Source organism: Geomonas ferrireducens (assembly GCF_004917065.1).
In the GTDB taxonomy this organism is placed as follows: Bacteria; Desulfobacterota; Desulfuromonadia; order Geobacterales; family Geobacteraceae; genus Geomonas; species Geomonas ferrireducens.
In genome coordinates, this window is the sequence record NZ_SSYA01000002.1 from 1082591 (window position 1) to 1107711 (window position 25121).

The 25121-nt window shown below is 60.0% G+C and carries 23 protein-coding genes; 3 read left to right on the forward strand and 20 right to left on the reverse strand.

What is annotated here, in order from left to right; all coding sequences use genetic code 11:
- Positions 1-13: 13 nt before the first annotated feature.
- From E8L22_RS13545 to E8L22_RS13555, 3 genes are all read right to left on the reverse strand, one after another.
- The gene (locus E8L22_RS13545) at positions 14-2977 is read right to left on the reverse strand and encodes an AAA family ATPase (protein ID WP_136525673.1); all 2964 of its coding nucleotides are present in this window, start codon (positions 2975-2977) and stop codon (positions 14-16) included.
- Positions 2968-4233: a metallophosphoesterase family protein gene (locus E8L22_RS13550; protein ID WP_136525674.1), complete on the reverse strand. Its 1266-nt coding sequence runs from the start codon at positions 4231-4233 to the stop codon at positions 2968-2970. Before E8L22_RS13550 ends, E8L22_RS13545 begins: the two co-directional genes overlap by 10 nt.
- Before the next feature lie 439 nt (positions 4234-4672).
- Positions 4673-5458, reverse strand: coding sequence for a dienelactone hydrolase family protein (locus E8L22_RS13555; protein ID WP_136525675.1), 786 nt, complete (start codon positions 5456-5458; stop codon positions 4673-4675).
- 224 nt (positions 5459-5682) lie between these two features.
- On the opposite strand from E8L22_RS13555, the gene E8L22_RS13560 reads away from it, so the two are divergent.
- A complete protein-coding gene (locus E8L22_RS13560) occupies positions 5683-6378 on the forward strand; it encodes a hypothetical protein (protein WP_136525676.1) in 696 nt (231 codons plus the stop codon).
- Positions 6379-6383: 5 nt separating this feature from the next.
- Here the strand turns inward: E8L22_RS13560 and E8L22_RS13565 are convergent, their stop codons facing one another.
- The 6 genes from E8L22_RS13565 to E8L22_RS13590 form a co-directional block, all read right to left on the reverse strand.
- Positions 6384-6743 carry a hypothetical protein gene (locus E8L22_RS13565; RefSeq protein ID WP_136525677.1) on the reverse strand — a complete coding sequence of 120 codons (360 nt, stop codon included), beginning with the start codon at positions 6741-6743 and terminating at the stop codon, positions 6384-6386.
- A 19-nt stretch (positions 6744-6762) separates the two neighbouring features.
- Positions 6763-7236: a YehS family protein gene (locus E8L22_RS13570; RefSeq protein WP_136525678.1), complete on the reverse strand. Its 474-nt coding sequence runs from the start codon at positions 7234-7236 to the stop codon at positions 6763-6765.
- Between the two features lie 491 nt (positions 7237-7727).
- Complete coding sequence (gene ftsH, locus E8L22_RS13575) at positions 7728-9515, reverse strand: ATP-dependent zinc metalloprotease FtsH (protein ID WP_136525679.1); 1788 nt, start codon at positions 9513-9515, stop codon at positions 7728-7730.
- A 402-nt stretch (positions 9516-9917) separates the two neighbouring features.
- Complete coding sequence (locus tag E8L22_RS13580) at positions 9918-10775, reverse strand: NAD(P)-dependent oxidoreductase (RefSeq protein ID WP_136525680.1); 858 nt, start codon at positions 10773-10775, stop codon at positions 9918-9920.
- A 108-nt stretch (positions 10776-10883) separates the two neighbouring features.
- A complete protein-coding gene (locus E8L22_RS13585) occupies positions 10884-11540 on the reverse strand; it encodes an endonuclease III domain-containing protein (protein ID WP_136525681.1) in 657 nt (218 codons plus the stop codon).
- Between the two features lies 1 nt (position 11541).
- Positions 11542-11766, reverse strand: a complete 225-nt coding sequence (locus tag E8L22_RS13590) for a hypothetical protein (protein WP_136525682.1) — start codon at positions 11764-11766, stop codon at positions 11542-11544.
- A gap of 145 nt (positions 11767-11911) precedes the next feature.
- Between E8L22_RS13590 and E8L22_RS13595 the strand changes: the two genes are divergently transcribed.
- The gene (locus E8L22_RS13595) at positions 11912-12769 is read left to right on the forward strand and encodes a PHP domain-containing protein (RefSeq protein WP_136525683.1); all 858 of its coding nucleotides are present in this window, start codon (positions 11912-11914) and stop codon (positions 12767-12769) included.
- Positions 12770-12890: 121 nt separating this feature from the next.
- Here the strand turns inward: E8L22_RS13595 and E8L22_RS13600 are convergent, their stop codons facing one another.
- From E8L22_RS13600 to E8L22_RS13650, 11 genes are all read right to left on the reverse strand, one after another.
- Positions 12891-13712: a cytidylate kinase family protein gene (locus E8L22_RS13600; RefSeq protein WP_136525684.1), complete on the reverse strand. Its 822-nt coding sequence runs from the start codon at positions 13710-13712 to the stop codon at positions 12891-12893.
- Positions 13713-13877: 165 nt separating this feature from the next.
- Positions 13878-14414, reverse strand: coding sequence for a rubrerythrin (gene rbr / locus E8L22_RS13605; RefSeq protein WP_136525685.1), 537 nt, complete (start codon positions 14412-14414; stop codon positions 13878-13880).
- Between the two features lie 46 nt (positions 14415-14460).
- Complete coding sequence (locus E8L22_RS13610; RefSeq protein WP_136525686.1) at positions 14461-15144, reverse strand: MgtC/SapB family protein; 684 nt, start codon at positions 15142-15144, stop codon at positions 14461-14463.
- Between the two features lie 3 nt (positions 15145-15147).
- Complete coding sequence (locus E8L22_RS13615) at positions 15148-16044, reverse strand: GTP-binding protein (protein WP_136525687.1); 897 nt, start codon at positions 16042-16044, stop codon at positions 15148-15150.
- 17 nt (positions 16045-16061) lie between these two features.
- Complete coding sequence (locus tag E8L22_RS13620; protein WP_136525688.1) at positions 16062-16952, reverse strand: hypothetical protein; 891 nt, start codon at positions 16950-16952, stop codon at positions 16062-16064.
- Positions 16953-16958: 6 nt separating this feature from the next.
- On the reverse strand, positions 16959-18071 hold the full coding sequence (locus E8L22_RS13625) for an SPOR domain-containing protein (RefSeq protein ID WP_136525689.1): 1113 nt from the start codon (positions 18069-18071) through the stop codon (positions 16959-16961).
- A 77-nt stretch (positions 18072-18148) separates the two neighbouring features.
- Positions 18149-20248: an elongation factor G gene (gene fusA, locus E8L22_RS13630; protein WP_136525690.1), complete on the reverse strand. Its 2100-nt coding sequence runs from the start codon at positions 20246-20248 to the stop codon at positions 18149-18151.
- A gap of 171 nt (positions 20249-20419) precedes the next feature.
- Positions 20420-21187, reverse strand: a complete 768-nt coding sequence (locus tag E8L22_RS13635) for a type III pantothenate kinase (protein ID WP_129126276.1) — start codon at positions 21185-21187, stop codon at positions 20420-20422.
- 159 nt (positions 21188-21346) lie between these two features.
- The gene (locus tag E8L22_RS13640) at positions 21347-22330 is read right to left on the reverse strand and encodes a biotin--[acetyl-CoA-carboxylase] ligase (protein WP_136525691.1); all 984 of its coding nucleotides are present in this window, start codon (positions 22328-22330) and stop codon (positions 21347-21349) included.
- Complete coding sequence (nadC, locus tag E8L22_RS13645) at positions 22327-23157, reverse strand: carboxylating nicotinate-nucleotide diphosphorylase (RefSeq protein WP_136525692.1); 831 nt, start codon at positions 23155-23157, stop codon at positions 22327-22329. Before nadC ends, E8L22_RS13640 begins: the two co-directional genes overlap by 4 nt.
- Positions 23158-23245: 88 nt before the next feature.
- Positions 23246-23764, reverse strand: coding sequence for a DUF4124 domain-containing protein (locus tag E8L22_RS13650; RefSeq protein WP_136525693.1), 519 nt, complete (start codon positions 23762-23764; stop codon positions 23246-23248).
- A gap of 140 nt (positions 23765-23904) precedes the next feature.
- On the opposite strand from E8L22_RS13650, the gene E8L22_RS13655 reads away from it, so the two are divergent.
- On the forward strand, positions 23905-24924 hold the full coding sequence (locus E8L22_RS13655) for a cytochrome c3 family protein (RefSeq protein ID WP_136525694.1): 1020 nt from the start codon (positions 23905-23907) through the stop codon (positions 24922-24924).
- Positions 24925-25121 lie beyond the last annotated feature (197 nt).

Genomic DNA, 25121 nt, shown 5'->3' on the forward strand with positions numbered 1-25121 from the left:
TAAGATCCTTGTCTTAATCGAGCTGTATCGTCTGATCCGTGATTTCGGTGAAGCTTACGTCATGGCTCACCAGGAAGAGCTGGTCATACCAGTGCTCGGTCACCTCTTCCTGCCCGACGTCGATGGCCCGGAACGCCTTCGCCAGGTTCTCGCGCCGCTCCGCGTCGAGGTTCGAGGTAGGTTCGTCGAAAAAGGCGATGCGCGCGCCGATGGTTTGCAAAAGGGCCAGGCGCAAGGCGACCACCGCGCTCATCATCTGCCCCCCCGAAAGCTGGTCGTCGGTACGCTCCCTCATGGCACCGTCCACCATATCCTTCAATACGATCTGGTAGTTGTCGCCCCAGAGAAGCTCCTCGTCGGACTCGCAGATGCTGCGATAGATCCGGTCGGCGCGGAAGCTGATCTCTTCCCGGAAGCGCTCGGAGAGCTGGGCCGAGACGTTCTTGAACACCTGGTTGCGCATGAACTTAACGAGGTCGCCCTGCTCCTTGAGCTTCGCAATATCGGCGAGCTTCTGCTCGATCTCGGCGGCGACGGCACGTAAAAGCGCGGTTTCTCCCTCGAGGCGGGTGACGTCGTTGGCGATGGAGCCGATCTCGGACGTTAGCCTTGTCGCCGTCATCACGAGCTGTTCGCGCTCGTTCTTTGCCGCCTCGTGCTGCTCCGGCAGGTAGCCGGCCACGAGCTTGCCGAGCTCCGCCTGTTTCACGGCAAGGTCGGAAGCTATCTCTTTCAGGCGCGCCTGGTATTTCTCTAGCGTTTCCTGGCGTTTTACCAACTCTTCGGCGGACTTCTGGTTCGCTATGTAACGATCGCGCTCCGGTTGGAAGCGTACCAGCTCATCCTCCGCTTCCTTTACGCCACGCTCCACGTCTGCGAAAGCGGCAAGCTCCGTCTTCCTGGCGCCGAGCTCGGTTTGCAGCGCGGAAAGCCGGGCGTTGTGACGCGCGATGGACTGCTCGCGCTGCGCCGCCTGTTCCCGTGCACCGTCGAGAGCGCGCTCCCTTTTCTCCAGCGCCTCGCACCCTGCGGAGAGGGCGGCGAGCTTGCTGGCGGATTCCTGCACCGGCTCTCCGGCCAGCTTGACGCGCTCTTCCAGGGCCGTTTCCAACCCGGCAACAACGCGCTGCCAGCCGTCAGTCGTTCGGGACAGCGCGTCCCGGCGCAACTGCGGAGCCGCCGCAAGGTCGAGGTCCACAAGCGGCAATTCAATGGAGCAAACGTCTCCAAGTCCAGCAGTTGCGAGCCACTCTTCAAGCGGCGCTCGAAGTGAGGGGACGGCGATACGGGCGTAGTTGCGGCCGAATTCCTCCTCCTGCTTCGCCCGTTCCCGCTCGGCCTTGGTCAGTTCCAGATGCACCTGCTTCATGGCGACAAGTTCGCGCTCAGCCTGCTGGGCGGCACTGACCTGGGTCGCCAGTTCGGCCGCCTCGCCATCGAGCCCCGCGATCTGCTCGTCGAGAGCGGCGATACGGGCGTCAAAGAGTCCGGCCGGGTCGGCGCCGTTCAGGTTCTGACACGGCTCCAGGAAGAAGGGGCACTCTCCCGCACCGATCTTCTCGCGTCCTTCGACGAGGGAAAGCTTGCGTCCGGCCAGCTCGGAGCGCTGCGCCTGCAGCTCCTCCAACCGGGTCCTTCGTTCGGCAAGCTTTTCCGCCTCGGCCTTAAGCGCTTCGCTCCCGGCCAGCAGCTTTTGCCGCTCCTCGATCTGCCTGTCGATCTCCTCGATCCGGCTTAGGGCAACGTTCAGGTACGGCAGCGTGGTCTCCACGTTGTGCACGGGGAGTTCACGGAAGAGCACCCTGCTCCGCTCCGCGTCGGCCAGCCCCTGTGCGGCAACTGCCGCGAGCTTCTTCTGCTCCGCCAGGGCAGCAGCGAGGGATTCCTTCTCCGCCGTGAGGCTCTTCAGCTCCTCGTCCATCGAGGCGCGGGCAAGCACGAGCTCACGGCTCTCCGCCACCAGCATCGCCTGAGCGCTTCCCTGTTCCTTCTCGAGATCGGTGAGCTTTCTTTCCAACTGGTGCTTCTTCTGTTCCTGCTCGCGCAGCTCCTTCAGCCTCGCCTCGGCGGCATCGTACCCATGCTTCCCGGCAGCCGCCGCAGCAACTAGCGCCGCAGCCTGTTTGGACTGTTCCACCAGTAGTTGCTGGTTCGATACGTAGTTCTTGCCGGATTCGGCGCGCTCCTCGAGCCCCTGCACCTCCTGCTGGACCGACTGGATCTGTTCCTTTTTCGACTCAAGGGTGTTGAGCAGAGTCGTTGCCCGCTCAAGTTCCACATTCTTAAGTTCAAGCTCGGCCTTCTTCGCCTCTCCCTGCATCCGCAAGGCGGCCAGTTCTTCTTCCTTGGCCGGGAGCACGGCAACCTGCTCGGACCTGCTGTCCACTTCGGCCTGCAGCACATCAAGTTTTGCCTTAATGGTGCTGGTCAAAACCTTGGTCTTATCCTGTGTTTTGCGCCAGGCGTCGATGCCAAGGATCTCGTCGAAGGCGTCCTGTCGCTTGGCCGGCTGTTTGATGACGAACGGCCCGAGGAAGTCGTTCTGAAAGGGGCCGATCACCAGCTTGAACTGCTCGGAGAGCGGACGCCCCGCGGAGAGGCCGAGCAGCTTCGTGATCCGTGCCTCGGTCTCCTCCATGTTGGCGTGCTCTTCAACCTCGAACTCCCCGCCGACCTCTTTTGCGAGCAGCCACTTACCGGCGCTCCCGACGGTACGCGTCACACGGTACAGCTCCCCGGGCGCCGTTTCGAAAACGACGCCGATCTCTCCGCGCTTGGCGCCGATGGTAAGGAAGCGTTCCGCATTGGAGACGAAATCCTTCGCGTCCACGCCGAATAGTGCGTAGCCGATCGCCTCGAAGATGGTGCTCTTGCCAGAGCCGTTGGCACCAGAGAGGACGTTGATCCCCGGTGAGAAGGAGAGTTCCTTGTCACGGTGCGACTTGATGTTCCTGAGATGGACCGAGACTATGCGCACGGCTCACCTCCAGAAGAAAGAAGACTCAGTAGTTCCTCGCCTTCCACGTCCCCCTTCAACACCAGGTCGCGCAGCGCGAGGCTCAGGCGCGTAAGCTCCTCAACGCGCCCCTGGTACTGACTGTTGGCGCCGATCAGTTCACCAAGCACGTCCCGCTCGATCTCGGCGAGACTCTTCTTTACCTTCTCCTCCCCTCCCCCTCCGGCAACCAGGGAAAGGTGGTTCTTTATCTCCAGGTGGAGCGGCTCGCAGACCTCGCACAGGGACGCGCGCAAACGGTCGCGGCTCAATTCGAACGGGTGGAAGCCGACCTTTCCGGCCAGACGCACCTCGATGAGCGGAGACCTTTCATCGGCGCATCCGCTTAATTTCCCTGCCATCTCCACCTTGAAACGCTCCAGGGCGTCCGTGGCGTTGGCGGCGCCGTCCAGATTAGCGGTGACGACCAGCATCGGGCGCGGCGAGGTGCGCCGGAACTCGTGCTGCACCTTCCCGCCCGGCTCCAGCGCAACCACGTAATACCCCTTGTCGTAACGCTCCTCGCCGAAGTTCACGCAGTCGGGCGAACCTGGGTTGAAGGCGTACGGGCGCCCCTGCGCGTCGTTCACGATGTAAGGCTTGTGCCCGTGCCCAAGCGCCACGTAATCGAAGCACTCCGAAAGCGGCAGCGCCTCCTCAGGCTTTATGTTGCCGATCTCCACCGGGGAATAGGTCCATACGCCGACGTGGAAGAGCAGGATGTTCCTCTTCGTGGCAACCGCGTCGCAGATGCGGGCGATGTGGTTGCCTGCCTGCGAGCCGATGTAGCCAAGGCCGTAGATATTGACCCCGCCCGCCTCGATATGCCCGCCGCACCCCTCCTCCGGATCGAAGGGATCGAAAAGGTAGCCGCCGTCGGCGCTCCGCGAAGGGCGCAAGAGCCTTATGTAGCCCAGTTGCGAGAGCGCTTCCATCCACGAGACGCTGTCGCGGCGGTGGATCCAGTCGTGGTTTCCTTCGACGGCGATGCAGGGGATGCCGGCATCCTTCAGGGGCTGCAATATTTCAATGGTCTTGGCGAAGGTCTTGGGGAGGATCTGGCCGGTGTGGAACAGGTCGCCACCGATCAGGACGAAATCGACCCGCTCGCGTAGCGCGTCCGCCACGATCCCGGCGAAGGTCGCGAAGAAGTCCTGGTAGCGCTGGGCATCGCAGCCGGAGCCGCGATAGGTCTTGCCGAGGTGGATGTCGGAGGTGTGGATGAAGCGAACGGTCATGCGGGCTCCGGCGAAAAGGAATTGCACAGGTATACCGCCGCCCGCGGGGACAAGTCAAGCTCTCTAACCCGGCAACTTCTGCCGCAGTTCGCGGTATCCCAGCCAAGGTTCATCCCTGGGCTCTTCCAGGCGGGCCGGGAGGTACCGCAGGTACCACGAACCGTCGAAGGTGCCCTCGAGCCCCCCCCCTTTGCGAAGGGGGGACGGGGGGATTTGCTTTTGCCCCACAGTTGATTTCCTCAAGGAAGAGACCGAAGTGGCTGCTCTGCAAGTGTCATTATTTAATGCACTGTACGCAAGGGGCGCGTCAGCAGGAGCATGTATGGTCCGACCAAGGCAAATCCCCCCTGCCCCCCCTTCGCAAAGGGGGAAACGTTGGGCCCTATGTTGCACTTCGTCGGCAGCTACTCTTCGGTCCCCCCGGAATTCCCTGAAGAACCTATTTACCTCCGAAGATCTCGTTGAAGAAAAGCTTCATCGCCTCCCATGAACGCCGGTCCGCCTTTTCGTTGTAGGCGACACCTTTGCTGTTGTCGTTGCCTGACTTGGGATTGCTGAAGCTGTGCACGGCGTTGCCGTAGTAGTTCATCTGCCAGTCGACCTTGGCGTCGTGCATCTCCTTCTGGAACGCCGCCACCTCGTCGGGCTTCACATAGGGGTCGTCCGCCCCGTGCAGCGCCAGCACTTTACCTTTTATGTTGCGTGCATCGGACGGGTTAGGTGTACTAAGCCCGCCGTGAAAGCTGACCGTCCCTAACAGGTCCGCTCCGCTGCGCGCAAGCTCAAGGGCCGCGGTGCCGCCGAAGCAATAGCCGATTACCGCCAGACGCTTGCGATCAACCTGGGGGAAACTCGCCAGTTTCTCAAGGCCCGCAGCACCCCTTGCCCGGATCAGGCTCCGGTCGTCGCCGCGGTATTTACCCGCCTCCTTGGCGGCAGCGTCTGGAGTGGCCGGACGTACCCCCTTGCCGTAGATGTCTGCCGCAAAGGCTACATAGCCGAGCTTTGCGAGCTGCTCGGCCCGCATCTTTTCGTATGGCCCTACGCCCATCCATTCGTGGATCACCAGTACTCCCGGACGCTTTTCCTTGATGGAATCGTCATAGGCCAGGTACCCCTCCAGCACGGTATCCCCCTGGCGGTATTCAACGGTCTTGCCTACCACTCCGGCAGCGGCATTTTGCGCTACCAGTGTCATCATCAATGCGAACAGGTATCTTTTCATTGTCTCCTCCAACCGTCCGTTGCCATGCAACGTCGACTTTCATTGATGTTCGAGACATCTGCACCTTCACTGACTACCTGAATGAGTCATGTCGTATTGTACCAAAAACAGATTCCTTCAGACCATCATGCCCCGACCTCACTTCCTGACACACCGCCTGGCCGTTGACAGTCCCATACCTTTCAGTACCATTTACCAGTCGAACATCATAACAGGAGCCTGCCATGAGACAACAAAACCTCCGTACTTTAACGGTTCGCATCATATCAGCCGCCGCGATTCTGTGGCTCGCAGGATGCGCAAACTGGAAGAACTGGACCGCACCGAAGACGGCGTCGCTGCAAAACGTTCAGGACGACCTGACGTACGCGCAGATGAAGACCAAGGACACCCGCCAGGCGCTCGAGGAGTTGCTTTTCGCGGACCAGGCCGATCTTCCCGCTGCGTATAAATCCTTTACTGCGAAGCTAAACCTGATGGAGGGTGCGGGGAACCGGTTGACACAAAACGCCGGTGGTCTCATCTACCGCGGGAATTCCTATCTCGTGGAGGCCGAGGCATCAGCCGGGCAGTGCCGTTATCCCAGGCTCTCAAGAAGCGCACAAATGCCCACGCTCATCCTGGGCGACGCCTTCGAGCCGATAGCGGAGCAGAGCGCGCATGTGCAGCGTGCGTACCGGGCGTTCGAATCGGATCTTACCGCCGTTAAGATGCATCTCTCAAGGCACCTAACCGAGCAGGGGGTACGGGACATGGCCATGTTCATTCGAAAGGGTGAAACGGACGGGGAAAGCCTCTCGTACGCGCTGAACCAGGCGATGACCGCCGTGACGAAGGCGAAGGCCGCGTATGAGATGACGGCGCAGGAACGGGAGGCGGCGCGGCTGCAGGTACAGCCTGCACCTCAGGGGAAGCAGTAACGGGATCAGCGAGGAGTTTTATCGGCGTTGAGCGGCAGTTGGCAGTGCAGGCACTTACGCAGATACAAAAGCATCATGCCGTGCATGTGAAAGTAGTTTTTGCAACGGGGGCAGCGGGCCGTGGCGGAATAGGCCATGGCCCAGAGCAGCAGGACGAACCAGAGGAAGAAGACCGGCATGGAGCCGCTGAAGGAGTGGGTGATCTTTTGGGTGGCCCACATGGCCGGAAGGTAAACGATGAGTACGCCCCAAAGGCACATGCGACGCTTGCGCACAGCGGCAAGCCCCGAAGCCAGTTGAACCGGATCTACAACTTCTGCAGCATCGGCCCGATCGGCGGCCGGTTGGCTTTCGTGATGCTCCAAGCGCACCTCCCAGAACCTTCTACTGCTGCACCCCTTCACGGTACTTCATCGTGAGCCCCTTCAGAAAATTCCGAAGCATCTGATCGCCGCACGGCTTGTAGTTCTCATGTCCCTTGGCGCGAAACACCGCACTCAACTCGGGCTTGGAAACAGGGAACTTCGCAAGCTTGAAGATCGCGAGCATCTCGTCTTCCTTGAGGGCCAGGGCGATGCGGATCTTCTTCAGGGTGTCGTTATTGGTCAGTTGTGCCGTGAGCGGCGTCGCTGTCTCCCCTTCCCGCTTGCCGCGTTTCAACGCGATCAGCCCGTCCAGGAAAGCCTCGAGCACTTCATCGCTGCACTCGCGGAAGCCTTCCTCCTCTTCCTTCTTGACCAAGCTTGTGATGTCGGACTGCCCCATCTTAGTGCCCGAAAGCCGGAAAGCCTCGATCACGGCCTGGGTATTGAGGTTCAGTGCATAGCGCAGTCTGCGAAAGACATCGTTGTTGGTCATCGGTTGCTCCTATGTATTAAACGGGGGCGGGGAACCCGGCTACTACATAGCATTTACCGCTGCACTCTGCAAGATTTTGATGGTTGGGGTGGCGGCGGTTCAGGCTTACGTTGCTACAGTAAATTCAACCCCCAAAAGATTGGGCCTCCGGCCGCGGGAGTAAATTCAAAACGCAGAAGGTTGAACCTCCGGCCGCGCGAGTAAATTCAAAACGCTGAAGGTTGAACCTCCAGCCGCGCGAGTAAATTCAAAACGCTGAAGGTTGAACCTCCAGCCGTGCGAGTAAATTCAAAACGCTGAAGGTTGAACCTCCAGCCGCGCGAGTAAATTCAAAACGCTGAAGGTTGAACCTCCAGCCGCGCGAGTAAATTCAAAACGCTGAAGGTTGAACCTCCAGCCGCGCGAGTAAATTCAAAACGCCGAAGGTTGAACCTCCAGCCGCGCGAGTAAATTCCCAGCGCCGAAGGTTGAACCTTCGGCCGGGAAAAAATTCATGCGGCTGCCATGCCTGCATCATCCTCCACCTCAGGCAATCCTAGAATGGCGTCGATCTCTGCGGAATCCATCGTTTCCTTCGCGAACAGTTCCCTGGACAATCGCTCAAGGACGTCCATGTTCTCCATCAAGAGGGCCATCACATCGGAGTAGCAGCCGGTGACGATGGAACGGATCTCGTTGTCGATCTCGAGGGCGGTGACGTCGCTGAAACCTTTCTTTGCTCCCGGCTCTGCGCTTTCGTTATGCCCGAAAGCCACCGGACCGAAGGCCCGCGACATCCCCCACTCGCAGACCATCTTGCGCGCGGTGTCGGTCGCCCTGGCCAGGTCGTTCCCCGCGCCGGTGGTGGTCGTGCTGTAGATCAACTCCTCCGCGGCGCGTCCGCCCATAAGCACCTTCAGATGGGCCACCAGCATCTCTTTGGTGTAGCAGTAGATGTCGTCCTCGGGGATCTGAACCGTCACCCCCATGGCGCGACCCCGCGGGATGATGGTTACCTTGTGCACCGGATCGCAGCCGGGGGTGAGCTTCGCAACCAGCACGTGCCCGGCCTCGTGGTACGCCGTGGAAAGCTTCGACTTGTCCGACAGAACCATCGACTTTTTCTCGGCCCCCATTAGGACTTTGTCCTTAGCAAGGTCGAAGTCGATCATCTCGACCTGCTCCTTGTTTGAGCGGGCTGCCATAATGGCCGCCTCGTTCACGACGTTGGCGAGGTCCGCACCCGAAAAGCCGGGGGTTCCCCGAGCGATCACCATCAGGTCGACTTCTTCGTGCAGCGGGACGTTCTTCGCGTGCACCTTCAGGATCGCCTCGCGTCCCCTGATGTCCGGGGACCCCACGGTCACCTGACGGTCGAAGCGGCCGGAGCGCAGCAGTGCGGCGTCGAGGATTTCCGGTCGGTTCGTCGCGGCCAACACCACGATGCCGGAATTGACCTCAAACCCGTCCATCTCCACGAGGAGCTGGTTCAGGGTCTGGTCGCGCTCGTCGCTTGCCCCACCACCCACCGCAGCATCGCGCTTGCGACCGACGGCGTCGATCTCGTCGATGAAGACGATGCAGGGCGCCGCCTTTTTGGCCTGGGCAAAGAGATCCCTAACGCGGGAGGCCCCCACGCCGACGTACATCTCGACGAACTCGGAGCCGGAAATGGAGAAAAAGGGAACGTCCGCCTCCCCTGCGACGGCGCGGGCGATGAGAGTCTTGCCAGTGCCCGGAGGGCCGACAAGCAGGACACCGGTAGGCATTTTGCCACCCAGCAGGGAGAACTTCTTCGGGTCCTTGAGGAATTCAACCGTGTCCAGGAGCTCGACCTTGGCCTCATCGGCACCCGCCACGTCGGAAAAGCGCGTCCCAGACTCGGCATAGTCGATCATCCTGGCGCGGCTTCTCCCCATGCCGGTAAAGCGTCTCAGTACAACGATTAGGAAGACGGCGATGGCGATGAAAAAACCGATTTCGAACCATTTCGGTCCGCCTGAGGCAGGGGTTGACGTAAGATCTACCTTCTTCGCGATGAGCAGGTCAGGCAAGTTGGCTCCTGCCGGAACAAATAGCCGGTACTTCTCACCGCTTTTAGCGTCGGCGGTAATCTCTTCGCCCTCGATGCTGGCTCTTGCGATACTGCCTGCGTTCACCTTCTGCATGAAGGCGGTGTAACTGATCTGTTTACTTCTGTCACCGTGTGACTGCCAGGCATAGATGCCGTAGCCGGCTAAGGTTAGAATGCCAAGCGACAACATCACCAATATGAGCCTCTTGTTTCTAGTGCTTCCCATATTTCTCCTGTTGGCACTGAACTAGTTAAACATGATAAGGTTATTCAGTGCTGTATCACGACTACTGCATGAAATAGCTTAGCACAGGTAGGCTAATACTTGTCGATAAGCATGCGCTAAACAAACTTTTTAACATCGTAAAACATGCGAATATGTATTTTTACCGTAGTCGCAACTTTTTTGTACACACAATTATTTTTCATTTCTTTCCATACATCAGGCATTTGTTGACTGACCGAAGCAAATCCCCCTGTCCCCCCTTCGCAAAGGGGGGAACGTGATGCAATGTTTACCGCCTCGAAATTAACTTTGAAGAACATTTGAAAGCGAAAAGTGGCACAAAAAAAGAGGCATCCCCCTTAAGGGATGCCTCTTTGGCTGAAACCTTTATTTTCCTGAAAACTACCTGCGCAGCAGCTTCACGATGGCGGAGAAATCTTCCTCACCCCTGCCGTCATTGACGGCCTGCTCGTAGATCCCGGCGACGGTCTTCGCCGCCGGAAGGTCGAGCTCGAGCTTGTCGGCCATCTCGAGCACGCGCAGCATCTGGGAGTGCACGTACTTGAGGGCGAGGTTGCGGCTGAAATCGCCGCGCGCGATGGAGCGTCCCTTGGAGTGGAACAGCGGCGAGGCGACCCCGCCGGAGTCTAGCACCTCGAGGATCTTGTCCGGCTTGAACCCCATCTTCTCGCCGAAGACGAGTCCCTCGGAGAGAGACTGCATCATCTCGGCCTGCAGCAGGTTCACGATCAGCTTCATCCGGGTGGCGTCACCGATCTTCCCGATGTGAATGATGTTGAGCCCGAAGTAAGAGAACGGCTCGCGGCAGCGCCCGAGGAGCGCCTCGTCTCCTCCGGCCAGGATGGTGAGCAGACCGTTGGCGGCGTGCTCCTTGCTCCCCCAAACCGGCGCCTCGAGGAACATGACGCGGCGCTTCTTGGCCTCCTCGGCCATACGCTCTATGGTCTCCAGGCAGTGGGTGCCCATGTCGACGAGGATCGTGCCGGGATCGATGCCGTCCAGCACCCCGTTCTCGCCGAAAACCAGGAACTTGCTCTCAGGAACGATGACGATGACCAGGTCCTGCCCCTTGGCGGTGGCAGCAGGGGAATCGCCGACTTTCACTCCCAGTTTCGCCAGTTCGGCCATGGCATTGGCGTCCTGGTCAAACACCGTTAACTGGTAGTCCGACTTGGCAAGATTGGCTGCCATGTGAACACCGACGGTGCCCAGACCCACAAAACCTATCTTCTTAAGCATAATCCCCCCAGAGTGGCTGGCGTGCTAAACCAGCGGATAGCATTTCTCGTTCAGCGGCAAAACTCAAGGCCCCATTATACTCAATGAGCGAATTTCTGCAACACTGTTTTATCTTGATTTACTGACACCCACCCTGTCGCACAACTGGTACAGCGGACAGGTGGAACAGCGCGGTGAGACCGGGGTGCACAGGTTCTGCCCGAAAGTGACCAAAAGATCGTTGATTATGATCCAATATTGGTCAGGCAGCTTCTTTCTCAGGGCGAATTCGGTCTGCTCCGGCGTGTTTGTTTTCACGTACCCCCAGCGGTTGCAGATGCGGTGCACGTGAATGTCCACACAGATGCCGGGCTTGCCAAAGCCCAAAGTGATTACCAGGTTAGCGGTCTTACGCCCCACTCCCTTGAAGGTGAGCAGCGTTTCCAGGTCATCGGGTACCACACCCTGGTACAGATCGCAGAGTGTTTTAGAGATGGCGAGTATCTGTTCCGCTTTCACCCGGTAGAAACCGACCGGGTAGATCGCCTGCTCGATCTCTGCGACGGTCAGATGCACCATCATTTGTGGCGTATCGGCCAGAGCGAAGAGCCGCGAGGATGCCTCGGCCGTTGTCTGGTCACGGGTCCTCAGGGAAAGGATACAGGAGACGAGCACCTTGAAGGGATCGCGCCCCTGGGTAGCCACGATGGTCACGGCAGGACTGACCCAGGCCTTGACCGCCTCGTTCAGTATCGCTATGGCCTCGTGGATCTGCTCGTCACGCATGTCAGATCCTGTTGTTCACGATGCGCATCACAAGCACCCCGAGGATGGAGGCGATGAGCCCCACACAGACAAGGAGAATACCGATGCTGCGCCCCTCTCCAAGACCCATGAGATCCTTGTACTTCATGAAGGCGATAAGCCCCAGCCCGGTGAAGGTCATGAGCCCGCCGATGATGAACGTCGACAGGGCAAAAAACGCCCCCGCCATACCTTTTGTCTTTGCCACGAACACCTCTGCTTTTATTGTGAAAAACGCAATGCTTCGTTATACAAGATGGACCGGTCCAAGGCAACTGCTAAGTGTCCCTTAGCGGTTGCACAAAAGAGAGAAACCCCTATAATGACCTACTGATTAAATCCGGGAGACCCTCATGAACGATCTGGTAGACCTTCACCTTCACTCAACTTACTCCGACGGCGTGCGCACCCCTGCCGAACTGGTGGCCATGGCCAAGGGACTTGGCCTTAAGGCGATCGCACTCGCCGACCACGACACCGTGGAGGGCATCGACGAGGCGCTCGCCGCCGGCGCCGCCGCGGGGATAGAAGTGCTCCCCGCGCTGGAATTCTCCGTCGCCTACGGCTCCTTCAAGGACGTCCACCTTCTGGGCTACCTGCTCGACCATCGCGACCGGCAACTCCAGGAGATCCTGCAGGAGTTCAGGGACCGCAGGGAGGCGCGCGGCGACGCCATCGTCAACAGGATCAACGAGAAGCTCGCTACCGAAGGTAGAAAACCCATCTCGAGCGCCGAAGCCGCCGCTCTCGCCGGTGGCGCGCTGGGGCGCCCGCACATAGCGCAGGTGCTGATGCACAAGGGGTACGTGCGCGACATGCAGGACGCCTTCGTGCGTTATCTCCTTCCCTGCGACGTCCCGAAGCGCTACTTCCCGATGGAGGAGGCGCTCGCTACGGTCCAGCGTCTGGGCGGCATCGCCATCCTGGCGCATCCCACCACGATAACCAACGACCGCGACACCCTCTCCCGTATCATCGACGAACTGAGCGCAATGGGGCTTTCCGGCGTGGAAGCCTTCAACAACGTCTGCAGCGAGCAGGAAAGCTGGTTTTTACGGAGTTATGCCGAGAAGAAAGGGCTGATCTGGACCGGCGGGTCCGATTACCACGGCATCGAGGAAGGGATCAGCATGGGTACCGGCCGCGGCACGATGGCGATCCCGTACCACTGCGTCACCGAACTCAGGCGCATGAAAGAAGAAAGGGTTTAGGGAAAAAGAAAGGGCCTGGCAGCTAGGGGGTGGAGCTGAAAACCTGTCGGTTTTTCCGCCACCCCGTGCCGCCCGGCCCTTGCCGTTCGTATATGTCCGGTTGGTGCGCTTAGTCCTGCCTCTAGTCTTTCATCGGCTTGTAGCTCAGCACATCGAGCTCACTCTCCACGTCAACCACACCCTTCACCGACATGGCCAGCTTGACGGCCTCCTCGATCTCCTCCTCCGCCTGCACGTGGCCGGCGATGGTGACCACACCGTCCTCGCAGCTGATGCAGAACTTCAGGGCGCGGGCAAGCGACGATTTCAGCAGCTCCGCCTCCACCTTCTTGGCCAAGATGAGATCATCGAGGAGCGCCATCGACTCCTCCTCCCCTTCCTTGAGACGCGCGTCCTTGGAAGCGGCGATGACTGACTCGATCATGGCGTGCGGGCTGCAGACCTTAGTGTTGAAAAGAAGGTCGTAAGCCAGCGGGTCGTTCCAGTCGCGGTCGAAATAGAAGTGGATGAAACCGCCGAGCTGGTGATCACTTCTGCGGATCAACTCACGGGCCAGGTCCGGATCGATCCACTCCCTTTCCGCGAATTTCTCCACCCGGTCTTCAAACGGCGCGACGAAACGTACCTTGAGCACGTTGGTGAGTCCCTTGATGAGGTCCTGAGCGCCCCTGCCGTAAAGGATGACGTTCCCCTTCTTGGCGCAGTCCAAAAGGATCAGCTCCATGGTGGCAAGGTGGGCTGCCTGCAGGCGGTCTTCCGCGGTACGGTATGACGGGGGCTTCTCGTCCACCCGTTCCAGGATTTCCGGGGTCAGCCCATAGGAAGGAGCGAGCTCTTCGATCTTCACCCGGTCAACGAGGGTGTACTTGAGCTTTTTCGCAAGTTCCTTCGCGATGGCGTAGGCGCCGGTACCCATCTCCCTGGATATTGTGATGATTGCCATGCATGCCTCCTTTGCTAATGAAAAACGCACGAATCATAGCATGTAAAGTCGTCCGTATACAAGGAGTTTTGCTGCTTTCGGGGAACCGGGCTCAGGTGTGGCGGAGGCAAACGCAGGAGTTGAGGCATAAAAAAGGCGGGGGAGCATCTCCCCCGCCTCCGTAGCCTAGTAGTTTTCGGCGAGACGCTCGAAGTGCGCCTTCGGGTGGTGGCAGACCGGACAGATGTCCGGGGCGTCGGTCCCCTCGTGGATATGGCCGCAGTTACGGCATTTCCAGCTGGTCGGGGCCTCTTCCTTGAAGACGGTCCCCTCTTCAACCGCGGCAAGCAGCGCCTTGTAACGCTCCTGGTGTGCCTTTTCAATGGCTGCGATGCCGTCGAACATGGTCGCCAGCGCGGTGAACCCCTCCTCGCGCGCCTCCTTGGCCATACGGGGATACATGTCGACCCACTCGGCGTACTCGCCCGCCGCCGCTGCCTTCAGGTTGGTCACGGTGTCGCCAAGGCCGCTCAAAGCCTTGAAGTGGAGTTTCGCGTGCTCCTTCTCGTTCTCAGCCGTTTCGAGAAACAGTGCCGCGATCTGCTCGTACCCTTCCTTCTTGGCCACTGCCGCGTAGTAGGTGTACTTGTTGCGCGCCATCGACTCGCCGGCGAATGCTTCCATCAGGTTCTTCTCGGTCTTGCTTCCTTTCAGTTCCGCCATGCTCTGTTCTCCTTTCGTTGTTGTTTCAGAAACGTTGCCCATCCGGTCAGTCGACGCTGACCCTCTTGACCCCGTCGATAGCACTTAAGCGGGAAAGGAGTTCGACGGACGCACCCTTTCTCGCCTGCTTTACCTGCAGTTCTATTGATATGACCCCCTTTTCGAGGTCTTTTTGCAACTTTGCGTCCACGTTGTCCATGCCGGTATCGCTCAAGATGTCGTAGACGCGGGCGAGGAAGTCTCCCTTGTCCTCCCCCCACACCTTCACCAGCACGTAGGTGTCGCGGGTGAGTCTCCTCTCCACCTCCTTCAAGAGCAGGAGATTGACGAGCGCCACGAGAGTGACCGAGATGGCAAGCCAGAATAAACCGATGCCGCAGGCGATACCGAGCGCTGCGGCGACCCATAGACAGGCCGCGGTGGTGAGCCCGCGAATCGAGGCGCGCTCGCGGATGATCGCGCCCGCGCCCAGAAAGCCGATGCCGGTCACCACCTGCGCCGCGATGCGCCCGGGATCGACACCGACCGGTCCGTTACCGCTGAAATTTCCAAAGACGCGGTACATTTCGACCGAGGTGATGGTGAAGAGGCATGCCCCAAGCGAGACGAGCAGGTGGGTGCGGAAACCGGCCGGGCGGCCGTGTATCTCGCGCTCCAGGCCGATCAGCCCACCAAGGAATGAAGCGAGCAGCAGGCGGCTCAGCAGATGGATGCTCAGTTCAGGTCCCAAGCGCTACTCCTCGGAGAGTCCAAGCGAAAGGGTCAGCACGACGGTTTTCTCGCGCGACCCGCTGCGGATGGTGAGCGGCACGCGGATCTGGTCACCTTCGGCAACGAGCGGGGTCGCCGCGATCTCCAGGGAAAGCGGCGCATCGTCCGCCGTTTCTGCAAGCTCCAAGACAGCCTCCGGCGCTTCGGCCGGTGCTGCGGCGGGAGGGGGTACCTCGGCGAAAGGCTCTACCGACGCCTGTGCCGAAGCCGCGGCGGGAGCCGCTGTACCTTCCACCATGTGCTGCAGGGTTTCGCCGCTTGCGATCCCATCGGCGCCCTTGGCACGCAGGCCAGTCAGGATGCTCTTCACCAGGGCCATCACCCCTTGCAGCACTCCCTGCCCGCTGTGGCCGGAGGTGCTGAAGGTAAGCAGCCGGGAAGGGTTCAACTGGCGCTCCAGTTCGGCAACGGGGAGAGCATCGGACAGATCGTTCTTGTTGAGATGCAAAACGGCCGGAACGGTGGTCAACCCCTGTCCGTACCCCTTCAGGTAGGAAGCAAGTTCGTCCATGGCGGCCCGGTTCTCATCGAGACGCTGCGGCGAGGAGTCGGCCACGACGACGATGCCATCCGCCCCCTTAAGCACCATCTTCCATGCGGCCGGATCCACAACCGGTCCGGAGACGGTGTACAGGTGAAAACGGACGCGGAAGCCATCCACGTTGCCGTCGCCGGGCGGGGTGAAGTCGAAGAACAGCATGCGCGCGCCTTGCACGCTCATAACCTTCATCGCGCCGCGGAATTCCGGTTTCAGTTTGTTGAAGATGTGCCTGAGGCTGGTTCCCTTCCCTGCCTGGCCGGGGCCGAAAAAGACTATCTTGGCGTTTATTTCGCGTTTTGCCTGGTTCACCAGAGCCATTCGAAGTCCCCCCTGAACTACCTTTTTTCTTTCTTCTGGATCAAGATCTTGCGGGCCTGCGTCGCTAGCACCGTGTTGATGTTCTTGCTTTTGGCAAGGGAGGCAAGGTCCTTTTCCCCCAGGGTTCCCAAAAAGCGCAGGGCGCTGGGAAGCGGCGTCTTGTGGTTTTCCACGAGCGCCTTCCTGATCTGCGCGTTCTTCACCCACTCCTTGTTGGCGCAGATCACCCGCAGGATCTCATCGTTTTGCACCGTCGACTTCGCGATGGCGAGCACCTCAGCCTCGGTCATACGCGGGTTCTTGATGGCCGCGCCCGAGACGAGCTTGTTGTTGTCCTTGATCAGGATGTTGCGCCACTCCTTGTCACCGGTCATGGCCATCTTGATCTTTTCGCTTACCCCCAGTTCCTGCGCTATCTGGAACTTCGACTGGAAGCGCTCTTCGTCGATTTCCTCGTCATCGGCGCAGGATTCCTCGGCGGCGGGATCGTGCCGCCGTTGCGGCTCCTGACCGTCCGCGGCGGCGGATGCGGGGACTCCGGGAACGATCCCCTGTGCGGCAAGCCACGCCGCCGCCTTCTCGGAGAGGTTCGGGTGTCCGATAAAAACGATCCCGAGCTCCGGGCGTTTGCCGTGCAGTTGCACCAGTGCGTCCAGCACAACCGGTGGCAGCGCCGGATCAGCCAGTATCCCGACGAGAAACGGCGCATCCAGGGAGCGCAGCGTCCCGACTGCAAGGCGCTTTACCTCCTGGTCCGGATCATGGCAGAGGTAGTACAAAAGCAGCACGAGGTCGGACGGCGGCAGCGGCACCTTGCCGGAGGCGGCGAGAATCCGGCTCTCTCTGGGTTTGTCTGCGCCTGCGTAAGGAGCGGCCGCCGCTGAGATCCTCAGGGTAACTTTCGACACGGAATTTTATTTCCCCGCTTTGACGACCTTAGCCGTGAGTCCGCTCTTCTTAAGGCCTGCCGCCGCCCTCTCGGCGCTCGTCGGATCGGGGAAGCTGCCGGCGCGGACCTTGACCACGGTAACCGGGATGTTGGCCTTCTTCAGCACCAAGCGAACCCCTTTGTCATAGAGACGGTCCTGCTCTAAGGCGGCCTTCCCTTCCCTCATGAAGGAACCGGCATAGACGGCATACCGGCCGTTCTCCTTGAGCATGAAGGCGTTCGGGGCTACGCCCTTCAGGCGCCCCAGTTCCTCGGCGGCCTCGTCGTGGTTGCCGAAGTCAGCGAGGAAGAGGCGGTGCATCGGCTCGCCCTTGTGCGATTTGATGGTGACCACGCGGGTGAGACCCGCCTTCTTCAGTTTGTTCGTCACCGACGGGATCTCGCTCTCGGCGAGGTCGTTGTCCAGCTCCAGGGCAAATCCCCCCTTTGCCGAGGCTACGGTGGGCTTGACAGCTTTGGCCTTTGCCGCTGTCTTCGCGGCGGGTTTCGCCTCTTTGGCCGCTGCAGCCTTTGGCTCTTTGGCAGCGGCAGGCTTTGTCTCCTTGGCAGGAGCGGCTTTTGCCTGCTTGGCGGGAGCGGCGGGCTTAGCTTCCTTAGCCGGAGCGGCCTTCGCTTCCTTGGCCGGAGCCGGCTTCGCTTCCTTAGCAGCAGCAGGTTTCGGCTCTTTAGCAGGAGCCGGTTTGGCAGGAGCGGCCGGAGCAGCAGGCTTAGCAGCCGCCTCCGGTTTTGCCGCAGGAGCGGCAGGCTTAGCAGCCGCCTCCGGTTTAGCCGGAGCAGCAGCCGGTGCGGCGGCAGGCTTTCCAGCCTCCGCGGGCTTGCCTGCCGGAGCCTCGGCGGGCTTGTCCGCCGTAGCATTTGCGGAGGTGGATCGCGGCGGCAGCGGTTTTTTGACCACGGCAGGAGCAGGCGGCGGTGTCGGGGCGGAAGCCTCTTCCCCGCGCGGCTTGATCAGACCGGTAAAGAAGTACAGGTACGCAAAAAGGATGATGAGGAGCAGAAGCAGCAAAAGGAGCCTCTGTTGCGAGCTCTTCTTCTGTGCTACGTTTTCATCTTCTTCCGGAAAAAATTCTTTCGCCATCTGGCCCATCCTCCCTATTGCATCGAAAAATTACCTGCCCGGTCTCCTCAATCGAAGAGACCGGGCAGTACGTTCAGCTAAGCGCTCTTATGGTTGTTGTTCTTCTGGTCCTGCGCCTCGGTGATGATCTTCTGCGCCAGGTGACTCGGAACCTCCTCGTAATGGGAGAACTCCGAGGTGAACATGCCGCGGTCGCTCGTCATGGAGCGCAGGTCGTTGGAGTAGGTCAGTACCTCAGACATCGGAACGACACTCCTGATGATCTGCGAGTTCGCTTTGGGCTCCACGCCGACCACCTTGCCGCGCCTGGAGTTCAGGTCGCCAATGACGTCACCCATGTTCTCGTCCGGCACGGTTATCTTCATGTTGACGATCGGCTCGAGGAGCACCGGCTTGCACTGTTCCATCGCCTTCTTGAATGCCATGGATCCGGCAACCTTGAAGGCCATCTCCGAGGAGTCGACGGTGTGGAAAGAGCCGTCAAAGAGCGAGACCTTGAAATCGACCACCGGGTTTCCGGCGAGGAAGCCGTCCTTGGCCGCCTCCTGTATCCCCTTGTCGACCGCCGGGATGTACTGGCGCGGGATCACCCCCCCCACGATCTTGTCTTCGAAGAGGTACCCTTCGCCGCGCGGCATCGGCGAGAGCTCGATCCAGCAGTCGCCGTACTGGCCGCGTCCGCCGGACTGCTTCTTGTATTTCCCCTGCACCTTCGCGCTGCCGCGGATGGTCTCCAGGTATGGGACCTTCGGGGTCTTAAGGAGCACTTCCACCCCGAACTTGCGCTTCATCTTCTCGACGATCACCTCGAGGTGCACCTGCCCCATGCCGGAGATGATGAACTCGCGGGTCTGCGGGTCGCGGTGACTCTCGATGGTCGGGTCTTCCTCGATCATGCGCTGCAGGGCGCCGTGGATCTTGTCCTCGTCGTTCTTGGTCTTGGGCTCGATGGCGTACGAGATGACCGGGGTGAGCGGCTGGGCCGGCTCGTAGAGGATCGGCTTTCCCTCGTCGCAGAGGGTGTCGCCGGTCACGGTCTCCTTTAGCTTCGCCACTGCCACGATGTCGCCGGCGACCGCCTGCTTGATCGGGTGCTGCTTCTTCCCTTCCAGCTCGAAGATCTGGCCGATGCGCTCCTGCACCCCCTTGGTCGAGTTGTAGACCAGGGAATCGGAATTGAGGACACCCGAGTAGACGCGGAAGATGGTGATCTTGCCGGTGTACGGATCGGAGGTGGTCTTGAAGACCAGTGCCGAGAACGGCTCGCTCTCCGAAGGTCCCCGCTCGATGATCTGCTCCGTCTTCGGGTCGATCCCCACTGCCTTCGTCCGGTCCAGGGGAGACGGCAGGTAGTTGCAGATCGCGTCCAAAAGCTGCGCGACGCCGATGTTCATCGCGGCCGAACCGCAGAAGACGGCGGTGAAGGTGCTGCGCATGGTGCCGACCCTGATGCCGTCGATGATCTCCTCTTCGGTGAGTTCGCCGGTGTCGAGGAACTTCTCAGTGAGCGCGTCGTACGCCTCGGCCACCGTCTCGACCATCATGTCGCGCAGTCGCTGCGCCTCGTCGCGGTACTCGGCCGGGATCTCCTCCTCGGAGAACTTGCCGGAGAGGTCCTTCGCGTAGCGGTAGGCCTTCATCCGCACGAGGTCGACCACCCCCTCGAAATTCTCCTCCGCGCCCAGCGGCATCTGCACCGCGACCCCGCGCGCCCCGAGCGCCTTCTCCATGTCGTCGATGGCGCGCAGAAAGCTCGCGCGTTCGCGGTCCATCTTGTTCACGAAGGCGATGCGCGGGACCTCGAACTCGTTGGCCCACTGCCAGACCTCCTCGGTCTGGACCTTGACCCCCGAGATGGCAGAGAGGATCACCACGGCGCAGTCGAGGGAACGCATGCAGGCGCGGGTGTCGGCGATGAAGTTTCCGTATCCCGGGGTGTCGACGATGTGAATTGAGTGCCCGTTCCACTCGCAGTGGTCGAGGGAGGAGGTGATGGAGATCCGGCGCTTGATCTCTTCCGGCTCGAAATCCATCGTGGAGCTGCCGTCGTCGACCCGCCCGAGCCGGTCGATCATGCCCGTATCGAACAGGATCGCCTCGGCCAGCGTGGTCTTGCCGGCGCCGCCGTGAGCTACAATACCGAGGTTACGCAGTTTTGCCGTTTCATACCTTCCCATAGTGCCCTCCCTTTAGAATGAAGATCATCAATGACCTACGCTTCAACGAGACCTGACTTGAGACGAAACAGACTACTACAAACTACCTGGCTGAAACTCTGGAGTGGATTTCGGGGAACCTCCCTCACCCGCCTTGCGGATGGACCTGCATCTGCCGGTTACGCGTAAGCTCTAAGGCTTGTTCCTTTTGTAGATGATGCGCAGCCCCTCGAGGGTGAGGAACTCGTCCACAGCCTCAATGGTGCTCGACTCGGGTGCAATGAGCGAGGCAAGCCCGCCGGTGGCGATGACCTTCAACGGCTCCTTACCTTCCGACTTCATGCGCTGCACGATGCCGTCGACGAGTCCCACGTAGCCGAAGAAGATGCCGGCCTGCATCGAGTTCACCGTGTTCTTCGCGATGATGCTCGGCGGGCGGGCGATGTCGACGCGCGGAAGCTTGCTCGCCTTCTGGAACAGCGCCTCCATGGAGATGGCGAGCCCCGGGGCGATGGCCCCGCCGCAGTACTCCCCCTTCTTGTTCACGTAGTCGAAGGTGGTCGCGGTGCCGAAGTCGACGATGATGAGTGCCGAGCGGTACTTCTCGTAGCCGGCGATGGCATTCACGATGCGGTCCGCACCGACCTCCTTCGGGTTGTCGTAGTGGATCGGCATGCCGGTCTTGATCCCCGGGCCCACGATGTAGGGGGTGATCTTGAAGTACTGGCGTGCGAGCTTTTCGAGCACCCCGGTCAGGGTGGGAACCACCGAGGAAACGATGATGTCCTTCACGTCCGAGAAGACGATCCCCGACAGGCGGAACAGGTCGTGGAACAGGATGCCGTACTCGTCGATGGTCTTGGACTTGTCGGTAGAAACCCGCCAGTCCTGAACGAGGCGTTCCTCGTCGTATATCCCGAGAACGATGTTGCTGTTCCCTACATCAATCACCAAAAGCAAACGAAACCTCCAAGACTAAGAACTGAAAGCAAAGCTTCAACGCAAAGACGCCAAGGCGCGAAGCCGCAAAGAAAATCTAAAAAGGTGAGAGTTTAAAACCAGCTTCTTCTTTGCGTCTCAGCGACTTTGCGTCTTTGCGTTAACGCCGTTGACCTGACTTTAAACCAGTGCCACGTCGCCTGAGAGCACCGTCTCGACCGTGCCGTCGATAAGCTTGACAAGGAGCGCACCGAAGGAATCCACCCCCTGCACCTCACCGGTGAACTCGCGCTCTCCCTGGCTCACCTTAACGCTGCGCCCTCTGATCGCGGAACGCTCTAGCCACTCGGCCCGGACCGGCCCCTCCCCTTCCTGCAGAAAGACATCGTAGAGTTCGTCAAGCTCGGTCAAAAGCCTCCTGGTGAAGGCGACCCGGTCCACTTCCTCGCCACCCTCCTCGACAAGCGAGGTGGCCGGATGGCGCAAAAGCGACTCCGCTATCGACGACATCCTGAGGTTCAGGTTCACCCCGATCCCGAGCACGACAAAATTAACCTTCTCGGTCTCGGCGTTCATCTCGTTCAAAAGCCCGGCGACCTTCTTGCCGTTGATCAGGATGTCGTTGGGCCACTTGATCTGGGGCTTCAAGCTCGTGCAGCTCTCGATGGCACGCGCCACGGCGACCACGGAGAGAAAGGTGAGCTGGCAGGCCGCCATGGGCGCAATGTCCGGACGCAGCACCACGGAGCAGTAGAGGTTCACGCCGGCAGGCGACAGCCATACCCGCCCGAGCCTTCCCTTTCCCGCGCTCTGGGCGTCGGCGATGACCACGGTCCCCTCGACGGCGCCTTCCTCGGCCATCTTGAAGGCGACCTGGTTCGTGGACTCCGTTTCCTTTAGGCAGACGATGCGGGAACCGACCCTCCTGGTGGCGAGGCCGGAAGAGAGATCCAACTGGGTGAGGAGTTTGGGGGAGGAGAGCAACCGGTAACCCTTCGAGGGGACTGCTTCGATGAGATAGCCTGCGGCGCGCAGCCCCTTGACGTGCTTCCAGACGGCGGTGCGCGAAACGCCTAAAAGCCGGCTGAGCGCAGCTCCGGAGACGACCCCGTCGCCGGAGCGGAACAGCTCTATGATCCTGCCGTCGACCCCGGAGTCTTTCAAACGTCCTCCATGAGCATTGAGATGTCGGTCGCGCGTACCGAATGGGTGAGCGCACCGACCGATATGATATCCACACCGGTCAGGGCTATGGACCTGATCGTCTTCAGGTTCACCCCCCCGGACGCCTCGACCAGCGCCCTCTTATCGATTAGTTGCACAGCCTCGGTCATCTGATCTAGGCTCATGTTGTCGAGCATGATGATGTCCGCACCTGCGTCAAGCGCCTGCTGCACCTCGTCAAGCGTCTCGGTCTCCACCTCGATCTTCAGGGTGTGCGGGATGTAGGCGCGGGCGGCACGCACCGCCTCGGCGATCCCCCCTGCGGCGGCGATGTGGTTCTCCTTGATGAGAACGCCGTCGTAGAGACCGGTGCGATGGTTCGTCCCTCCTCCCACGCGCACGGAGTACTTCTCAAGGACGCGCAGGCCGGGGGTGGTCTTGCGGGTATCGACCACGCGCGCGCCGGTTCCCTCGAGTTCCTTGACGAAGGCGGCGGTCTGTGTGGCGATGCCGGACATGCGCTGCAAAAGGTTCAGGGAGACGCGCTCCCCCTGCAAAAGCGAGGCGGCATCCCCTTCCATCCTGGCGATGATGTCCCCCTTCTCAAGGCTCGCACCGTCTTTGAATTCCGCGGTGAAGGTAATGTCGGCATCGAGCCGGGCGAAGACGCGGCGGGCGACATCGATGCCGGAGAGGACCATGGCCTCCTTGGCGACAAGACGCGCGCGCATCCTACGCTGCCTGGTGAGCACGGAAAGGGTTGTGATGTCTCCGGTGTGGATGTCCTCAGCGAGGGCGTTGTCAATTATGTTATCGATTTGGTTCATATTATCCGGGATCTCCATGTGTTAAGCGGCATTTTTTTATAGCACAGCTTAACTAGCCCCGCAACCGCTAATAAATCCCGCCAAGATGCTACTGACGCCACTCCAGCGGTACTCCGGCCTGGGCCGCGGCAAGGTCGAGGGCCTGGATCCTGTTGAGCATCTCGCTTATCTTCGCATCGTCGCCGGCAATGTCGGCTTCCATGATGTTTATCGCCTGCCGGTCGCTCGCCTTGTGGAAGAAGGTCCGCTTGCGGCGCAACTCCTCGAGCGCCTGTTCCTTGCCGGCGCGGCCGTCCTGCAGGCTCTTCAGTTCGCTTCTAAGTGCCTTGTAGCGGTCGCGCCACCACCGCTCGCCGTGACCGCCCGGCTCGATCGGCTTTTGCTGCGGCTCCTGTCGCACCGCCCCGCCGGTTGCGGGGGCGGCCGTCGTGGCCTTGTCGGAAACCTCGACCCTGCGCGCGCGGTTCTGGTACTGTTTGGGGATGTTATTGCGGTTATCGGTGAAGTGCATCACGCCTTCCGCATCGGTCCACTGATAAAACGCCGCGCGTGCAGTCAGCGGCGACAGGAGAGTCAGTATAAGAAGAGAGAGCAACAGATGTCTCATCCTTCCCCCTTTTGGTGCCTTAAATGGCCGAACATAAAAAACAATCAATAGTTTTGAATTGACGATGGCTGTTGCGATGTGTATATTATCCCGGCTATGCCCGGTAGGCAGAGCAAATAAATAGCCAGAAGGAGTGTACCATGCAGTTTCGCCTCGCCTTACTTATGGTTCTTATCGTCTGCGCGTCGCCTGTTGCGCTTTTCGCAAAGGAAACCAAAGACGTCAAGTTCCCTCTTAAGAACGCGGATGCAGTTGTCTTCAGTCACGATGTGCACTTGAAGAAATATAACAACAATTGCAGGATCTGTCACAACGCTATCTTCGATCTTAAGGCGAAGCATCACTTCACCATGGCAGAGATGGAGAAGACGAAGTCCTGCGGTGCCTGTCACACCGGCATCAAGGCCTTCAGCGTAGCCGATGAAAAGAGCTGCGTCAAATGTCACAAGGGCAAGCCGCGCAACGTAGAGTTCAAAGTGAAAAGCGCGGGCCAGACTGTGTTCAGCCACTCCGTTCACATCGCCAAAGTCGGTTCCTGCAGGGCCTGCCACAACGGCGTCGTGTTCACCGGCAAAGAAGGGCGCGTGACCATGGCCCAGATGGAGAAAGGCAAGACCTGCGGCGCATGCCACAACGGTAAAAAAGCCTTCACCGTCGCCGGAAACTGCGGCAAGTGCCACGCCGGGATGAAGCCGCGCGAGATCACCTGGAAGGCCAAAGGGGTCACCGACGCGAAGTTCAGCCACGACTTCCACCTCGAGGCGTTCAGCTGCAAAGACTGCCACACCAAGCTCTTCGCCTTCAAGGCAGGCGCCAAACACTTCACCATGGCGGATATGGGCAAAGGCAAGTCCTGCGGCGGCTGCCACAACGGCAAGGAAGCCTTCTCCGTTGCCGGCGACTGCAACAAGTGCCACAAGGGCTACAAGCCCGGCAAGATTCTCTTCAAGAACGACGGCGGCGAAGTAACCTTCAGCCATGATTTCCACCTTGAAGCCTACAAGTGTGCCGACTGCCACAACAAGGTCTTCCCGATGCAGGCCGGTGCCAAGCATCACACCATGGGCGACATGGAGAAAGGGATGTCCTGCGGCGCATGCCACAACGGCAAAGATGCCTTCACCACCTCCGGTGACTGCGACAAGTGCCACAAGATGTAACCTTCAAGCGGTAATCAGCAAAATCAAAAGGCGGGACCTGAACAGGTCCCGCCTTTTTTTATGCGCCCCCGCTACAGCTGAAACCAGTTCGGGAGTTTCCAGTAGATAAAAAAGGCCCGCGAAGCGCCGCTGCGGCCCTAGCGCTCCCCCCTTCGCAAAGGGGGGACGGGGGGGATTTGCTTTTGTCCATCAGCTCA

Excerpts from the sequence above, each read along its gene's own strand:
- E8L22_RS13600 (WP_136525684.1), bottom strand. The coding sequence starts at position 13,712 with ATGGCAATCATCACAATATCCAGGGAGATGGGTACCGGCGCCTACGCC.
- E8L22_RS13655 (WP_136525694.1), top strand. The coding sequence starts at position 23,905 with ATGCAGTTTCGCCTCGCCTTACTTATGGTTCTTATCGTCTGCGCGTCG.
- E8L22_RS13615 (WP_136525687.1), bottom strand. The coding sequence starts at position 16,044 with ATGGCTCTGGTGAACCAGGCAAAACGCGAAATAAACGCCAAGATAGTC.
- E8L22_RS13570 (WP_136525678.1), bottom strand. The coding sequence starts at position 7,236 with ATGACCAACAACGATGTCTTTCGCAGACTGCGCTATGCACTGAACCTC.
- E8L22_RS13560 (WP_136525676.1), top strand. The coding sequence starts at position 5,683 with ATGAGACAACAAAACCTCCGTACTTTAACGGTTCGCATCATATCAGCC.
- E8L22_RS13585 (WP_136525681.1), bottom strand. The coding sequence starts at position 11,540 with ATGCGTGACGAGCAGATCCACGAGGCCATAGCGATACTGAACGAGGCG.
- E8L22_RS13625 (WP_136525689.1), bottom strand. The coding sequence starts at position 18,071 with ATGGCGAAAGAATTTTTTCCGGAAGAAGATGAAAACGTAGCACAGAAG.
- nadC (WP_136525692.1), bottom strand. The coding sequence starts at position 23,157 with ATGAACCAAATCGATAACATAATTGACAACGCCCTCGCTGAGGACATC.
- E8L22_RS13580 (WP_136525680.1), bottom strand. The coding sequence starts at position 10,775 with ATGCTTAAGAAGATAGGTTTTGTGGGTCTGGGCACCGTCGGTGTTCAC.
- E8L22_RS13555 (WP_136525675.1), bottom strand. The coding sequence starts at position 5,458 with ATGAAAAGATACCTGTTCGCATTGATGATGACACTGGTAGCGCAAAAT.
- rbr (WP_136525685.1), bottom strand. The coding sequence starts at position 14,414 with ATGGCGGAACTGAAAGGAAGCAAGACCGAGAAGAACCTGATGGAAGCA.
- E8L22_RS13550 (WP_136525674.1), bottom strand. The coding sequence starts at position 4,233 with ATGACCGTTCGCTTCATCCACACCTCCGACATCCACCTCGGCAAGACC.
- E8L22_RS13595 (WP_136525683.1), top strand. The coding sequence starts at position 11,912 with ATGAACGATCTGGTAGACCTTCACCTTCACTCAACTTACTCCGACGGC.
- ftsH (WP_136525679.1), bottom strand. The coding sequence starts at position 9,515 with ATGGGAAGCACTAGAAACAAGAGGCTCATATTGGTGATGTTGTCGCTT.
- fusA (WP_136525690.1), bottom strand. The coding sequence starts at position 20,248 with ATGGGAAGGTATGAAACGGCAAAACTGCGTAACCTCGGTATTGTAGCT.
- E8L22_RS13650 (WP_136525693.1), bottom strand. The coding sequence starts at position 23,764 with ATGAGACATCTGTTGCTCTCTCTTCTTATACTGACTCTCCTGTCGCCG.